Raw genomic sequence first — 14762 nt, forward strand, 5'->3', positions numbered from 1 at the left:
GTACCTCTCACATGCGTTCGAAGGAGCGGCGCAGCTCCCAGTCGGTCACCGCGGCGTCGAAGGCGGCCAGCTCGACGCGGGCCATGTTGCTGTAGTGGGCGACCACCTCGTCACCGAAGGCGGCCTTGGCGAGGGCGCTGTTCTCCCAGAGTTCGGCGGCCTCGCGCAGCGTGGTGGGCACGTGCTCGTACTCGGCGGTGTAGGCGTTGCCGGGGCACGGCTCGGGCAGCTCCAGTTTCTGCTCGATGCCGTACAGCCCGGCCGCGACCATCCCCGCGACGGCGAGGTGCGGGTTGACGTCGCCGCCGGGGACCCGGTTCTCGAAGCGGGTGGAGCGGCCGTGGCCGACGACCCGGAGGGCGCAGGTGCGGTTGTCGTGGCCCCAGGCGACCGCGGTCGGCGCGAAGGAACCCGGCTGGAAACGCTTGTAGGAGTTGATGCCCGGCGCGTACAGCAGGGAGAACTCGCGCAGCGCGGCGAGCTGCCCGGCGAGGAAGTGCCGCATGACCTCCGACATCCCGCCGGGGTCACCGGGTCCGCCGGCCATGGCGTTCCTGCCGTGCTCGTCGGTGATCGAGAGGTGGATGTGGCAGGAGTTGCCCTCACGCTCGTTGTACTTCGCCATGAAGGTGAGGGAGACGCCCTCCTGGGCGGCGATCTCCTTGGCCCCGGTCTTGTAGATGGCGTGCTGGTCGCAGGTGACCAGCGCCTCGTCGTAGCGGAAGGCGATCTCGTGCTGACCGGGGTTGCACTCGCCCTTGGCGGACTCCACGGTCATCCCGGCGCCCGCCATCTCGTTGCGGATGCGGCGCAGCAGGGGTTCGACGCGTCCGGTGCCGAGCACGCTGTAGTCGATGTTGTACTGGTTGGCCGGGGTCAGGCCGCGGTAGTTCGCGTCCCAGGCCTGCTCGTAGGTGTCCTTGAAGACGATGAACTCCAGCTCGGTGCCGACCTGCGCGGTGTAGCCGAGGCCGGCCAGGCGCTCGAGTTGGCGGCGCAGGATCTGGCGGGGCGCGGCGGTCACCGGTGAGCCGTCGTGCCAGGCGAGGTCGGCGACGACCATGGCCGTCCCCTCGTGCCAGGGGACGCGGCGCAGGGTGCTCAGGTCCGGGTGGAGGGCGAAGTCGCCGTAGCCGCGGTCCCAGGAGGACATGTCGTAGCCGTCGACGGTGTTCATCTCGGTGTCGACGGCGAGGAGGTAGTTGCAGCCCTCGGTGCCGTGCTCCAGGACCTCGTCGAGGAAGAAGCGGGCGGCGAACCGCTTGCCCTGGAGGCGCCCTTGCATGTCGGGGAAGGCCAGGACGACAGTGTCGATCTCGCCGCCCGCGACGAGGGCGTGCAGCTCCTCGAGGCCGAGCGGGGATGTGCGGTCTGCCACGGGAGGTCTCCTTCGGTCCGCCGGGAGTCATAAGGTATTTCCGACAACCATTGCTTGGGAAGGGGGCGCGGGCGGATGTCGCAGGCGGTACCCGACGGCGGCGCCGACGGCGTACGGGACCGGTTGACGCCGGTGCTGCGGCCGGTGCGGGCGGGCAACGGCTTCGAGGAGGCGCTGGAGCAGATCCTGCAGGTGGTCCGCCTCGGGCTGGTGCCGGGCGGTGAGCGGCTGCCCGCGGAGCGGGAGCTCGCGGAGCGGCTGGGGATCAGCCGGGTGACACTGCGCGAGGTGCTGAAGGTGCTCCAGGACCAGGGTCTGGTGGAGGCACGGCGCGGGCGCTACGGCGGCACGTTCGTCCTGCCGCGCGTCGACGCGGGCGGTGAGGACGAGCTGCGGCGGCGCGTCGAGAAGGTCGACATCGAGGACGTGCTGCGGTTCCGGGAGGTGCTGGAGGTGGGGGCGGCGGGGCTGTGCGCGGCGCACGGCCTCACGGACGAGCAGGCGGCACGGCTGCGGGAGGCGCTGGTACGCACCCAGGACGCGCCGCTGACGGAGTACCGGCGCCTGGACACGCTGCTGCACCTCACGCTGGCCGAGCTCGGCGGGTCGCCGTCACTGACGGCGCAGTACGCGGCCGTACGGGCGACGGTGAACGACCTGCTGGACTGCATCCCGCTGCTGGTGCGCAACCTGGAGCACTCGCAGCGGCAGCACGAGGCGCTGGTGGAGGCGGTGCTGGACGGGGACGCCGACGGGGCCCGGGAGATGATGCGGGAGCACTGCGCGGGCACGGCGGCGCTGCTGCGGGGCTTCCTGGCCTGAGTGCCGCGTCTAAGGTGTCGGCGTGCACCATTGGAGCTGTGGGAGGAGGCCCGTATGACCGGACGGCCGCTGATCGGTGTGAGCACATATCTCGAGGCCGGGGCGCGGTGGGGCGTCTGGGAGCTGGAGGCGGCGCTGCTGCCTGCGGGTTATCCGCGGCTGGTGCAGCGGGCCGGCGGGCTCGCCGCGATGCTTCCCCCGGACGATCCGGCGCATGCGGCGGCGACGGTGGCCCGGCTGGACGGCGTGGTGATCGCGGGCGGTCCGGACGTGGACCCGGCCCGCTACGGCGCGGAGCGCGACCCGCGCACCGGGCCTCCCGCGCCCGAGCGGGACGCCTGGGAACTGGCGCTGATCGAGGCCGCGCTGGCGTCCGGCACGCCGCTGCTCGGCATCTGCCGGGGGATGCAGTTGCTGAACGTGGCGCTGGGCGGCACGCTCGTGCAGCACCTCGACGGGCACGCCGGCCAGGTCGGAGTGTTCGGCGGGCACACGGTCAAGCCGGTGCCGGGCACACGCTACGCGGAGCTGGTACCGGAGTCGGTGTCGGTCCCGGCCTACCACCACCAGGCCGTGGACCGCCTCGGGAACGGCCTGCTGATCTCGGCGTACGCGGAGGACGGCACACCGGAGGCGGTGGAACTGCCGGGCGCGGCCTGGGTGCTGGGTGTGCAGTGGCATCCGGAGATGGGCGAGGACGTTCGGGTCATGCGGGCCCTCGTCCGAGCCGCTTCCTGAGCCACCGCGCCGCGGCCTCGCCCTGGGCGCGCGGGGAGGTGCGCAACGCGGGAAGGCGCGCAACGCGAGGAGGCGCGCAACGCGGGAAGGCGCGCAGCACGGGGAGGCCCGGGGTGCGGGGAGGCCCGGGGTGCGGCCTGCCGTGCCTGCGACACGCAGCGGCCGGGGCGGCGGGGTGGCGGTCACCTGTGAGAGCCGGCCCCGCCATGGATTGCGGTGGTCACCGGCGGGGCGCCCCGCCCGGCCCGACCGGCTTTCCCCGCGTCAGCCCCAGCAGGTCCCGTGCCGGGCCCGCCGGACGGTGCCCCGTGCGCCATACCGCTCGCAGTGCGCGGTCCAGGCGCACGCCGTCGACAGGGACGCCGACCAGGCGGCGGGCCGAGAGTTCCTCGCCCACGGCGAGTTCGCTCAGGACCGCGGGGCCCGCCCCGCTCACCGCCGAGGCCTTGACCGCCGTGGTCGAGGACAGCTCCAGCAGAGGACGAGCCAGGCCGCCCAGGGCCGCGTCCAGGACCTGACGGGTGCCCGAGCCCTCCTCCCGCAGGATGAGCGGGGTCGCGGCCAGTTCCCCGGCCGTGAGCGGCCTGCGGCGGCGTGCCCACGGGTGCCCCGGCGCCGTCACCACGATCAGCCGGTCCCGGGCGACGACCGCCGCGTCCAGCCCCGCCGGCACGGAGAGCCCTTCCACGAAGCCCAGGTCCGCCTCGTCCGCGAGCAGCCGTTCGGCGACCGCCGCCGAGTTCCCGGCCAGCAGCGACACGGCCGTGTCCGGCCGCTGGGCGCGCAGCGCGATCAGCCAGCCGGGCAGCAGATACTCCGCGATGGTCATGCTCGCGGCCACCCGCAGCCGCGAGTCCCGCCGCCCCCTCAGCGCCTGCGCCCCCGCGTCGAACGCCTCCGCCGCCTCCACGATGCGCCGCGCCCAGTCGGTGACCAGCGCACCGGCGTCGGTCAGCCGGGACCCGCGGGGCGAGCGGTCCACCAGCGCCACCCCGAGCTGCCGCTCCATCGACCGGATCCGGCTGCTGGCCGCCGGCTGGGTGATCCCCAGCTCCCGTGCCGCCCGCCCCAGGCTGCCCAGCCGGGCCACGGCGAGCAGCAGCTCCAGCGCGCCCAGATCCGGCACCCGGTGCGCCAGACCCGCCGCCGGAAGCCCCTGCTCAACACCCTCAGCCATAAACTCAGCTTATGCCTACGAAGGTGTGGTCCCCGGCGTCGGGGGCCGGGAGCGTGCCGCGGCGGCGGGCCCTCTGCACGGCCTGCACGGCCGCCCGGGCCTCGGCGTCGCCCCCGCACGGGCCGTGACCGCCGTCCGGACCGGCCGGTGTGCCGTCAGCGGTGAGCCGCCCACAGCGCCTGGGCGAGGACGTGCGGCGCCTGGCCCAACGAGGGGCCGTACCAGGTGAGATGGCGCCCGCTGACCAGCGCGCACGGCGTCCCCGGGAACGCCTCGGGGCCGTCGCCGGCGGTGAAGCGGTACGGCTCGTCGGGCAGCACCACCAGGTCGGGGGCCGCGTCCCGCAGCTCCTGAACGGGGATCTTCGGATACCGCTCCGGGTGCGTCGCGAACACGTGGTCGATGCCGAGCCGGGCCAGCACGTCCCCGGCGAAGGTGTCCCGGCCCAGCACCATCCAGGGCCTGCGCCAGACGGGGACGACGGCGGTCCTGCGGGTTCCGGGCACGGGCAGCCGCTCCCATGCGGCCTCCGCCTCGTCCAGCCACCGCGGCCGGGAGGGCGCTCCGCACGCGGCCACCACCCGGTCCAGCTCCCGGAAGGCCTGCGGCACGCCGCGCACCTCGGTGACCAGGACGGTCAGGCCGGCCTCGCGCAGGGCGGCGAGATCCGGTGCGCGGTTCTCCTCCTCGTTGGCGAGCACCAGGTCGGGTGCGAGCCGGACGATCCGTTCCACCTTCGGGTTCTTGGTGCCGCCGATCCGCGCGACGTCGAGGTCCGCGGGGTGGGTGCACCAGTCGGTGGCGCCGATCAGGGCTCCCCGCACGGACGCGGCCACGGCCTCGGTGAGGGACGGCACCAGTGAGACGACCCGCATCCTGCCTCCTCGGCCACGGGGGTGACGGCGAGCGGGTCAGCGGCGGCGCGGCCGGTCCTCGACCGCCTCGATGTGGTCGGCGACCGCGACCACGATCACGCGGGTGTCCGGCACGGTCGCCCGCCAGCGGTGGCGCACTCCCCCGCTCAGGTACAGCGTGTCCCCGCGCCCGAGCCGGTGCGCCCGGCCCTCCGCCTCCATCTCGACCGCACCCTCGACGACGTACATCAACTCGTCGTTGCGGTGCTGGAACTCGCGGCCCTCGTCGTGGTCCCCGATGAACTCCATCGCGTGCAACTGGTGGTGCCCGCGCACCAGCGGCCGCACCCGGGCCCGCCCCGGCGGGACCGCTTCGTCGTCGGCGCGCAGCACGTCCACACTGCACGCCGGGTCCGCCGCGGCCAGGAGGTCGACGGCGGTGGTGCGCAGGGCGTCGGCGATCCGCTCCAGGGAGGGCCGGCTGGGGCGCGCCCGCTCGTTCTCCACCTGGCTGAGGAAGGGCACCGACAGGCCGCTGCGCTCGGCCACGACGGCGAGGGTGAGTTCCAGCGCGCGGCGTCGCCGCCGGACGGCCGCGCCCACCCGAAGGGGCTGTTCTTTGTGGTCGCCCATCGCTCCGGCTCCCTCCCTCGCTCGTCGGTCCACTGCTTCTTCTGAGTTGTCTGCACCCTACGCATGTTCGGCAAACCGTTTCATGCGCCCGTCACATCGGTGTCACATACAAGAGTGGTGAAGGTCAAGGTTCGCGCCATCTGACGAGCCCTCCCGCCTCCCCGCGCACGCCGCGCTCACCTGGGAGGAAACGGCTGACCAGAGGCGCGCGGCGGCTCACCCCCAGGTCCGGAGGCGTCGCGGAACGGTCAGGGAAGAGAGCGGTACGGTCACGATCGGTGCGTTGGGCCGTTGCGGGGTTGTCCGGATTCTTCTCGTACGGCTCCGGCACCCTCCGGCACGGCTCTGGTACGGCCCTCGTGCGGGGCAGTACGGAGCCGCCCGGCGCGGTCGGGGGCGCCGGGCGGCTCACGTTTCAGGGAGGGTGCTCCGTGCGGGTTACCGCGGGGTCATGCGCTGGGCGATGTCCGGGTGCTGCCGCACCCACGCGGCCACGGCGGCCTCCTCCTGGCCCTGCCCGCGGTTCTTGATCTCGCTCTCCAGACTGCCCAGTTCCGCCTCGCTCATCCTGAAGTTCCTGATCCACTTCGTGAGCTGCGGGTACCGGTCCGGGAAGGTCCGGCTGGAGATGGTGCGGATCGTGTTGCCCGCGCCGAACAGCTTCTTGTCGTCCTGGAGCTTGGTGAGCCTGTACTCGCTGTAGGCCCAGTGCGGCGACCACAGCACGACGGCGACCGGCTTCCTCTGCTCGTAGGAGCGCTTCAGCTCGGCGAGCATCGCGGGCGTGGAGCCGTCGACGACCTGGTACTCCTTGTCCAGGCCGTAGCCGGGCAGCACCTTGGTCTTGAGCAGGTTCATCTCGCCGGTGCCGGGCTCGATGCCGATGATCTTCCCGCCGAAGGTGCTCGCCCTGCCCTTGAGGTCCTCCAGCGACGTCACGCCCTTGACGTAGGAGGGCACGGCGATCTCCAGGGAGGTCGGCTGGTACCAGGTGCCGAGGTCCCTGAGGCGGTCCTTGCTCTTGTCCCAGTAGTTCTGCTGCGCGTACGGCAGCCAGGCGTCGAAGTTGAGGTCCAGGTCGCCGCCCGCCAGGCCCGTGTAGACGGGGCCGACGTCCATCTGCTTGAGGTTCAGCCGGTAGCCGCGCCGCTCGAGGACGTTCTTCCACAGGTAGGTGACGGCGACGTCCTCGTCCCACGGGAACCAGGCGACGTTCAGCGGGCGCTTCGCCTCGGCCGGGGCGCCGGAGGCCGACTTCTGGACCGGGGCGAGCCTGTCCACGACGCCGGTGTTCTTCTTCAGCCAGGCCCGCACGGCGTCCTGCTGCCTGCCCTTGCCGGCCTTGTTGATCTCGGCTTCCAGGCTGGTGAGCTGCTTCTCGTCCATCCGGAAGTTCTTCAGCCAGGTCGCGACGACCGGGTTGTCCTGTGCGAAGCCCTTGCGGGCGAGCGTGTGCACCGAGTCGCCCTTGCCCCAGGCGCCCTTGGGGTCCTTGAGCTTCTTCAGGGCGTAGTCGTGGTACGCCCAGTGCGGTGACCAGAGGGTGACGACGATCGGCTTCTGCTGCTCGTAGGAGCGCTTCAGCTCGGCGAGCATCGCGGGCGTGGAGCTGTCGACGACCTGGTACTCCTTGTCCAGGCCGTACTTCTTCAGGACCGTGCTCTTGAGCAGGCTCATCTCACCGGCGCTGGGCTCGATGCCGGTGATCTTCCCGCCGAAGGCGGCGGCCTTCCCCTTGAGGTCGTCCAGAGAGTCGATGCCCTTCATGTAGGAGGGCACGGCCAGCTCCAGCGACGTCGGGCCGTACCAGGAGCCCAGGTCGTCGAGTCGGCTGCCGTACTTCCTCCAGTACTGCTCGTGCGTGGTCGGCAGCCAGGAGTCGGTCTGGAAGTCGATGTCGCCCTGGGCGAGCGAGGTGTAGAGCGGGCCGGCGTCGAACTGTTTGACGTCGACCTGGAAACCGCGCTGCTCCAGGACCTCCTTCCACAGGAACGTGGAGGCGACGCCCTCGTCCCAGGGGATGTAGCCGATGGTGATCTTCTTGCCCTGCCCGACGTTCTGCGCGTCGGCCGCGGTGGCGGCCTTGTCCCCGCCCCCGAAGACGCCCATCCCGCCGGCGACCAGCGCGAGCACGACCACCCCGACCACGGCCACGGCGGGCCGGGGCCGGTAGGACCAGATCTTCAGGCCCTTCGCGGCGCGCAGCCGGGCGACGGCGCGGCGGCCCAGCGGCGAGACCTGGCTGCCCAGGGCGCTGGTCATGCGGTCGAGGTAGATCGCCAGGATGACGATGGCCACACCGGCCTCGGAGCCGAGACCCACGTCGAGCTGGCCGATGGCCTCGTTCACGTCGCCGCCGAGGCCGCCGGTGCCGACCATGCCGGCGATGGCCGCCATGGACAGACCCAGCATGATCACCTGGTTGACGCCTGCCATCACGGTGGGCAGGGCGAGTGGGAGCTGGACGCGCAGCAGCGTGTTGCGCGGGGTGGTGCCGAACGCCTCCGCGGCCTCCACCAGCTCCTTGTCGACCTGGCGGATGCCCAGCTCGGTCATGCGGACGCCGGGCGCGAGGGCGAAGATCAGGGTGGCCACGATGCCGGCGGGGGCACCGGTGCCGAAGAAGAGGATCGCCGGGATGAGGTAGATCATCGCGGGCAGCGTCTGCATGAAGTCGAGCACCGGCCGCACCAGACCGCTGACCCGGCTGGAGCGTGCCGCCCAGATGCCGACGGGCACCGAGACGACGAGCGCGATGAGCGTCGCGACCAGGACGAGCGACAGGGTCACCATCGCGTCGTCCCAGAGCTGAAGGGAGTCGATGAAGGCGAAGCCCGCGAAGGCCAGGACACCGGCGGCCGTGCCGCGCAGCCAGAAGGCGATCACGGCGAGGATCCCCGCGAGCAGCAGTGGCTGGGGAGCCTGCAGGACGGTGTTGATGCCGTCGAAGGCTCCCAGGAACACGGTCTTGCAGAAGTCGAACAGCCACGCCATGTGGTGCAGCAGCCAGTCGACCAGGGAGTTGACCCAGTTGCCGAACGGGATCCTAGGCACGGGCGGCCACCTTCCCGCCGTGGGAGCCGCGCCCGTGGTCGCAGGGGGCGGGGCCGGCGTCCTCGTTGCCCAGGAAGCCCACCAGCCGCTCCCGCGGTACGACACCGACGAGCCGGTTGCCCTCGTCGACCACCCCGACGGGATGGGAGAGGCGGGCGCTGATCGCGCACAGGTCGGCGAACGGCGTGTCGGGGGTCGCGGTCTCGCAGCCGCAGCCGGGGTCGTCGCCCGTGACGGAGGTGTCCATGACGGCGCGCGCGGTGAGCACCCGGGAGCGGTCGACGTCCCGGGTGAAGGAGGCGACGTAGTCGTCGGCGGGGCGGACCAGGATGTCCTCGCCGGTGCCGATCTGCACGATACGGCCGTCGCGCATCACGGCGACGCGGTCGCCGAGGCGCATGGCCTCGTTGAGGTCGTGGGTGATGAAGACGATGGTCTTCTTCAGGGTCTGCTGGAGCTGCAGCAACTGGTCCTGCATGTCGCGGCGGATCAGCGGGTCCAGCGCGCTGAACGACTCGTCCATCAGCAGCAGGTCGGCGTCCGTGGCGAGCGCCCGGGCGAGCCCCACGCGCTGCTGCATGCCGCCGGACAGCTCGTCGGGCCAGGACTTCTCCCAGCCGGCCAGACCGCACAGGGCGAGCGCCTCGTCGGCGCGCTTCAGGCGCTCGGCGCGGGGCACGCCCTGCACTTCCAGACCGTAGGCGGCGTTCTCGCGGACGCTGCGGTGCGGGAAGAGCGCGAAGTGCTGGAAGACCATGCTGATCTTGCGCGAGCGGACCTCGCGCAGTTCGCGGGGGCCGAGCGCGGTGAGGTCCTGCCCGTCGAAGCGGACGTGTCCGGCGGTCGGCTCGAGCAGGCCGTTGAGCATGCGCAGCAGCGTGGACTTGCCGGATCCGGACAGGCCCATGACGACGAAGATCTGGCCCGGCTGCACCGTGAAGGACGCGTCGATCACGGCGGCGGTGCTGCCGTCGGCGCGCAGTTCGTCACGGCCGGCGCCCTGCCGGAGCCGTTCCACCGCCTGATCCGGTCGTCTGCCGAACACCTTGTACAGGTGCTCGGCCTCAAGCCTGGAAGACACAGGTACCTCTCGTCTCGAAGCCTCCGAGCCGCTGCAAACGTTGAAACTGCAATCGGCATCGCTTCGGGCCGCCCCTGCCCCCGATCGTCAAGGCCAAACGCAGGGGTGTCCCAGTTCACAAGGCGTTTACTTCTGCCACGTATGCACACCGCATGCCCACACGAGGGGCACTGTCGGCGCCGTACGGCATGATGCGGACCGTGACCCGACGCCTGATGCTCCTCGACACAGCCTCCCTGTACTTCCGCGCCTACTACGGCGTCCCGGAGTCCGTGAAGGCCCCCGACGGCACGCCCGTGAACGCCGTGCGCGGGCTGCTCGACTTCATCGACCGCCTGGTCCAGGACCACCGCCCGGACGACCTGGTGGCCTGCATGGACGCGGACTGGCGCCCGCACTGGCGGGTGGAGCTGATCCCCTCCTACAAGGCGCACCGCGTGGCCGAGGAGCACGAGGCGGAGCCGGACGTGGAGGAGGTGCCGGACACGCTCTCGCCGCAGGTCCCGGTCATCGAGGACGTCCTCGACGCCCTGGGCATCGCACGCGTGGGCGTCGCGGGGTACGAGGCGGACGACGTGATCGGCACGTTCACGGCGCGCGCCAAGGGCCCGGTCGACATCGTCACCGGTGACCGCGACCTGTACCAGCTCGTCGACGACGCGCGCGGGGTGCGGGTGCTGTACCCGGTCAAGGGCGTCGGCACGCTGCAGTTCACCGACGAGGCGGTGCTGCGCGAGAAGTACGGCGTGGACGGCCGGGGCTACGCGGACCTGGCCCTGCTGCGCGGCGACCCCAGCGACGGGCTGCCCGGCGTCGTCGGCATCGGCGAGAAGACGGCCGCGAAGCTGCTCGCGGAGTTCGGCGACCTGGCCGGGATCATGGCCGCGGTCGACGACCCGGCGTCGAGGCTCACCCCGACCCAGCGCAGGCGGCTCGCCGAGGCCCGGCCGTACCTCGCGGTCGCGCCCTCGGTCGTCCGGGTCGCCGAGGACGTACCGCTGCCGGAGGTCGACACGGCGCTGCCGCGCACACCGCGTGACCCGGCCGCACTGGACGCCCTTCAGGACCGGTGGGGACTCGGCGGCTCACTGCGGCGACTGCTCACCACGCTCGGGGCGTGACGGTTCCGGAAAAGAGTGTCATCGCCTTCTCACGGGAGAGTCGGGAAAGAGGTGCCGACGGGCAGGAGATGCTAACTTAGGTGAACCTAACTCAGGGAATCGGGAGGCCGTCATGGCAGAGCGCCCCGCAGGCAAGGTGCGCAGGGCCCACACCGCACAGGTCGTCCGCACGCAGCGGCTGACCCCGCACATGCAGCGGGTGGTGCTCGGCGGCGAGGGGCTGGCCGACTTCGCGGCGGGCGGCTGCACCGACCACTATGTGAAGCTGCTCTTCCCCCCTGCCGAGGGCGTCACCTACCCGGAACCCTTCGACCTGCAGCGCATTCGCGAGGAGTTCCCGCGCGAACAGTGGCCGGTGACCCGGACGTACACCGTGCGCGCCTGGGACCCCGAGCACCGGGAGCTGACCCTGGACTTCGTGATCCACGGCGACGAGGGGCTCGCCGGGCCGTGGGCCCTGCGCGTGCAGCCGGGCGAGACCGTGCGGTTCATGGGGCCGGGCGGCGCCTATGCCCCGGACGCGAGCGCCGACTGGCATCTGCTCGCCGGCGACGAGAGCGCGCTGCCCGCGATCGCGGCGGCCCTGGAGGCACTGCCGGACGGTGCCCGGGCGCACGCGTTCGTGGAGGTCGCCGGCCCCGAGGAGGAGCAGAAGATCGACTCCGATGTGGAGGTGGTCTGGCTGCACCGCGGGGACCGGCCGGTCGGTGAGGCGCTGCTCGATGCCGTACGGGCCCTTCCGTTCCCCGAGGGCCGGGTGCACGCGTTCGTGCACGGCGAGGCCGGCTGGGTGAAGGAGCTGCGCCGGCTGCTGCGCGTCGAGCACCGGATCCCGCGCGAGGACCTCTCCATCTCCGGCTACTGGCGCCTCGGGCACAACGAGGACGGCTGGCAGGCGTCGAAGCGGGACTGGAACGCGCGCATAGAGGCGGAGCAGGAGGGCGCGTCCGCCGCGTAGGACACCGAGGGCGGCGGCACTCCGGGGAGGCCCGGGGTGCCGCCGCCTCGTCATGCGGCGCTCCCGCAGGGGCGTGAGGACTTGGGCTCCGTCCGGACACCGGCGTGTGACCCGGGCGAAACAGGTGCTCCCTACGTTCGGTCGCCCGACAGCGATTTCTGTCGCTCGACAGGAACTCTCGCGCCGCAGTGCGAAAGCAGGTTGCCGCCATGACGAGCACCGCCCCAGCCGATGTCCGACCCGACCCGCCGGGCCCCGAGGAGACCGCCGACCTCGCGCGGTTCGGCTACCGCCAGGAACTGCACCGCAGCCTGGGCCGGTACGCCTCCTTCGCGGCCGGGTTCTCCTTCATCTCCGTTCTGACGACCGTCTTCCAGTTCTTCGCGTTCGGGTATGCGTTCGGCGGGCCCGTCTTCTTCTGGACCTGGCCCGTGGTGATGGCCGGCCAGTTGCTGGTGGCCGCCTGCTTCGCGGAGTTGGCCGCGCGCTACCCGATCTCCGGCGCGATCTACCAGTGGTCCTCGCGCCTGTCGAACGCCGCCTTCGGCTGGTTCGCCGGCTGGATCATGGTGATCGGGCAGATCGTGGTGGTCGCCGCGGCGGCGCTGGCGCTGCAGATGGTGATGCCGCCGCTGTGGTCCGGCTTCCAGCTCGTGGGCGGCGATCCGTCCCCCACCTCGCCCACGGGCGCGGCGAACGCGGCGGTCCTCGGCGTCGTCCTGCTGGTGCTCACCACGATCGTGAACATGGTCGACAACCGGGTGATGTCCGCGGTCAACCGCATCGGGGTGACGGCCGAGATCATCGGTGCCTGCCTGATCGTCGTGCTGCTGCTCACCCACGCCCGCCGCTCCCCCGGCATCACCTTCCACACCGCCCCCGGCACGGGCGGCCTGCTCGGCGCGCTGCTCGTCGGGTCCTTCACGGCGGCGTACGTGATGATCGGATTCGACAGCGCCGGAGAGATGAGCGAGGAGACGCACAACCCGCGCCGCACCGCGCCCCGCACCATCCTCACCGCGCTCGGCGCGGCGGGCCTGCTCGGCGGGCTGATCGTCCTCGGCGGCATTCTCGCCGCGCCGAGCCTGACGGACGGCCGGCTCGGCACCGACGGTCTGAGCTACGTCCTGACCAGCAGCCTCGGCGACGGGGTGGGCCGGGTGCTGCTCGCCGACGTCGTGGTGGCGATCGCGGTGGCGACGCTGGCGATCCAGACGGCGGCCTGCCGGATGCTGTTCTCCATGGCCCGCGACGGCCGGCTGCCGTTCGCGCGACGGCTCGCGCGGGTCCATCCGCGCACGGGCATGCCGAGCGCGCCCGCGGTGGTGGTCGGGGTCCTCGCGGCGGCACTCCTGCTGCTGAACTTCGCCTCGCCCGACGCCTTCCTGGCGATCGGCACCACCTGCATCGTGCTGCTGTACCTGGCCTATGCGATGGTGACGGGCCCCCTGCTGGTGCGGCGGCTGCGCGGCGGACTCCCGACGGGCGGCACGGACGAGACCGGCGCCCCGCTCTTCTCCCTCGGCCGCTGGGGCGTCCCCGTCAACGCCCTGGCCCTCCTCTACGGCCTGGTGATGGCCGTCAACCTGGCCTGGCCGCGAGCCGCGGTGTACGACCCGGCGGGCGGGCACTGGTACTTCCGCTGGTTCACGCTGTTGTTCCTCACGGCGACGGTGGCGGCGGGCGCGGCCTACCGGGCGTATCGCAAGCGCACGTCCGCCCCGCTCCCCCTGCCGGAGACGGCGGTACCGGAAGCGGCCGCCCAGGCGTAGCCGCCCTTGCCCGGGTGGTCCCGGCCGGCGCCCGCCACCCGCGCGGGCCCGGCCGGGTCGTCGGGGCGGGTTCGGTGCCGTCACGCGGCTCGACCTGCCACGTCGGGCAGCAGGGGGCGGCGACCGTCGGGGAGAGGGGGATCCGCGTCACCGGGGAGGGCCGACCGTGCCCGGTGCTGCTCCGCCCCGGGCCCGCGCCCGCCACGGCACCTCGTACGCTGGGCGGTGATGCGACGCAAGACCCGGACCCCGCCTCCTCCCCTCCCCCAGCGCGACGGGGTGGATCCCGTGCGGGTGCGGCTGCCCTTCGGCGGGGGGTGGGCCACCGTGCGGGAGCATCTCGTGGCGCGGCTCGCGGCCGGGGACGGGGTGATCGACGGGATGCTGGAGGCGGGCCTGGTCGTCGGGGCGGACGGACGGCCCGTCGCCCCGGACGCGGCGTACGTGCCGGGCATGTACGTGTGGTTCCACCGTGCGTTGCCCGACGAGCCCCGCGTTCCCCACCCGGTCGAGGTGGTGTACCGGGACGAGCACATCGTCGTCGCCGACAAGCCGCACTTCCTCGCCACCACCCCGCGCGGCAGCCATGTCGCCGAGACCGCGCTCGCCCGGCTCCGGCGTGAGTTGGGCATTCCGACGCTGACCGCCGCGCACCGGCTGGACCGGCTCACCGCCGGGCTCGTGCTGTTCACCGTGCGGCCCGAGGAGCGCGGCACCTACCAGTCGCTGTTCCGGGACCGGCGCGTCACCAAGGAGTACGAGGCCGTCGGCCGGTACGACCCCGAGGTCGCCCTGCCCCGCACCGTGCGCAGCCGGATCGTGAAGGAGCGCGGGGTGATGACGGCCCGGGAGGTGGCGGGCGAGCCCAACGCGGTCAGCCGGATCGAGCTGCTGGAGCACCGCGACGGGCTCGGACGCTACCGGCTCCTGCCGTACACCGGGCAGACCCATCAACTGCGCGTGCACATGAACGCGCTGGGCCTGCCGATTCTCGGAGACCCGCTCTATCCGGTGGTGACCGACCCCGTGCCGGCCGGTGACTTCCGGCGCCCGCTGCAACTGCTGGCGCGGGTGCTGGAGTTCACCGATCCGGTCACGGGGCGTGCCCACCGCTTCGTCAGCGAGCGGGTACTCAGGGCCTGGTCGGCCTACGACGCGTGGGCCGGGTAGCGGC

The 14762-nt window shown here is 72.4% G+C and carries 12 protein-coding genes; 6 read left to right on the top strand and 6 right to left on the bottom strand.

The genetic code is table 11. The annotated features are described in order from the left end of the window. Window positions 1-7: 7 nt before the first annotated feature. On the bottom strand, window positions 8-1378 hold the full coding sequence (locus ACZ4SW_RS09185; RefSeq protein ID WP_468239948.1) for a glutamine synthetase family protein: 1371 nt from the start codon (window positions 1376-1378) through the stop codon (window positions 8-10). Between the two features lie 75 nt (window positions 1379-1453). Between ACZ4SW_RS09185 and ACZ4SW_RS09190 the strand changes: the two genes are divergently transcribed. Continuing rightward, window positions 1454-2200 carry a FadR/GntR family transcriptional regulator gene (locus ACZ4SW_RS09190; RefSeq protein WP_468239950.1) on the top strand — a complete coding sequence of 249 codons (747 nt, stop codon included), beginning with the start codon at window positions 1454-1456 and terminating at the stop codon, window positions 2198-2200. Window positions 2201-2254: 54 nt separating this feature from the next. Continuing rightward, window positions 2255-2938: a gamma-glutamyl-gamma-aminobutyrate hydrolase family protein gene (locus ACZ4SW_RS09195; RefSeq protein ID WP_468239953.1), complete on the top strand. Its 684-nt coding sequence runs from the start codon at window positions 2255-2257 to the stop codon at window positions 2936-2938. 220 nt (window positions 2939-3158) lie between these two features. On the opposite strand, the gene ACZ4SW_RS09200 is transcribed toward ACZ4SW_RS09195, so the two are convergent. The 5 genes from ACZ4SW_RS09200 to ACZ4SW_RS09220 form a co-directional block, all read right to left on the bottom strand. Further along, window positions 3159-4115 (bottom strand): LysR family transcriptional regulator, encoded by a 957-nt coding sequence (locus ACZ4SW_RS09200; RefSeq protein ID WP_468239955.1) that lies wholly within the window; start codon window positions 4113-4115, stop codon window positions 3159-3161. Between the two features lie 155 nt (window positions 4116-4270). After that, entirely contained in the window at window positions 4271-4990 is a 720-nt protein-coding gene (locus ACZ4SW_RS09205) for a helical backbone metal receptor (protein ID WP_468239958.1), read from the bottom strand. A 36-nt stretch (window positions 4991-5026) separates the two neighbouring features. Further along, a complete protein-coding gene (locus ACZ4SW_RS09210; protein WP_468239960.1) occupies window positions 5027-5602 on the bottom strand; it encodes a helix-turn-helix domain-containing protein in 576 nt (191 codons plus the stop codon). Between the two features lie 438 nt (window positions 5603-6040). Further along, the gene (locus ACZ4SW_RS09215; protein WP_468239963.1) at window positions 6041-8656 is read right to left on the bottom strand and encodes an ABC transporter permease/substrate binding protein; all 2616 of its coding nucleotides are present in this window, start codon (window positions 8654-8656) and stop codon (window positions 6041-6043) included. Next, a complete protein-coding gene (locus tag ACZ4SW_RS09220; RefSeq protein WP_468239965.1) occupies window positions 8649-9737 on the bottom strand; it encodes a quaternary amine ABC transporter ATP-binding protein in 1089 nt (362 codons plus the stop codon). The genes ACZ4SW_RS09215 and ACZ4SW_RS09220 overlap by 8 nt, the downstream gene beginning before the upstream one ends. Before the next feature lie 152 nt (window positions 9738-9889). On the opposite strand from ACZ4SW_RS09220, the gene ACZ4SW_RS09225 reads away from it, so the two are divergent. The 4 genes from ACZ4SW_RS09225 (at window position 9890) to ACZ4SW_RS09240 (ending at window position 14758) form a co-directional block, all read left to right on the top strand. Further along, window positions 9890-10858: a 5'-3' exonuclease gene (locus ACZ4SW_RS09225; RefSeq protein ID WP_468239968.1), complete on the top strand. Its 969-nt coding sequence runs from the start codon at window positions 9890-9892 to the stop codon at window positions 10856-10858. Window positions 10859-10970: 112 nt separating this feature from the next. Further along, window positions 10971-11816 carry a siderophore-interacting protein gene (locus ACZ4SW_RS09230; protein ID WP_468239971.1) on the top strand — a complete coding sequence of 282 codons (846 nt, stop codon included), beginning with the start codon at window positions 10971-10973 and terminating at the stop codon, window positions 11814-11816. Between the two features lie 209 nt (window positions 11817-12025). Beyond that, on the top strand, window positions 12026-13588 hold the full coding sequence (locus ACZ4SW_RS09235) for an amino acid permease (protein WP_468239973.1): 1563 nt from the start codon (window positions 12026-12028) through the stop codon (window positions 13586-13588). Window positions 13589-13816: 228 nt separating this feature from the next. After that, window positions 13817-14758, top strand: a complete 942-nt coding sequence (locus ACZ4SW_RS09240; protein WP_468239976.1) for an RluA family pseudouridine synthase — start codon at window positions 13817-13819, stop codon at window positions 14756-14758. Window positions 14759-14762: the final 4 nt, after the last annotated feature.

It is taken from the genome of Streptomyces sp. NPDC028331 (assembly GCF_055565775.1).

Bases quoted from the DNA above. Each gene is read 5' to 3' on its own strand.
- ACZ4SW_RS09195 (WP_468239953.1), top strand. From the start codon at position 2,255: ATGACCGGACGGCCGCTGATCGGTGTGAGCACATATCTCGAGGCCGGG.
- ACZ4SW_RS09205 (WP_468239958.1), bottom strand. From the start codon at position 4,990: ATGCGGGTCGTCTCACTGGTGCCGTCCCTCACCGAGGCCGTGGCCGCG.
- ACZ4SW_RS09210 (WP_468239960.1), bottom strand. From the start codon at position 5,602: ATGGGCGACCACAAAGAACAGCCCCTTCGGGTGGGCGCGGCCGTCCGG.
- ACZ4SW_RS09200 (WP_468239955.1), bottom strand. From the start codon at position 4,115: ATGGCTGAGGGTGTTGAGCAGGGGCTTCCGGCGGCGGGTCTGGCGCAC.
- ACZ4SW_RS09230 (WP_468239971.1), top strand. From the start codon at position 10,971: ATGGCAGAGCGCCCCGCAGGCAAGGTGCGCAGGGCCCACACCGCACAG.
- ACZ4SW_RS09225 (WP_468239968.1), top strand. From the start codon at position 9,890: ATGCCCACACGAGGGGCACTGTCGGCGCCGTACGGCATGATGCGGACC.
- ACZ4SW_RS09240 (WP_468239976.1), top strand. From the start codon at position 13,817: ATGCGACGCAAGACCCGGACCCCGCCTCCTCCCCTCCCCCAGCGCGAC.
- ACZ4SW_RS09190 (WP_468239950.1), top strand. From the start codon at position 1,454: ATGTCGCAGGCGGTACCCGACGGCGGCGCCGACGGCGTACGGGACCGG.
- ACZ4SW_RS09235 (WP_468239973.1), top strand. From the start codon at position 12,026: ATGACGAGCACCGCCCCAGCCGATGTCCGACCCGACCCGCCGGGCCCC.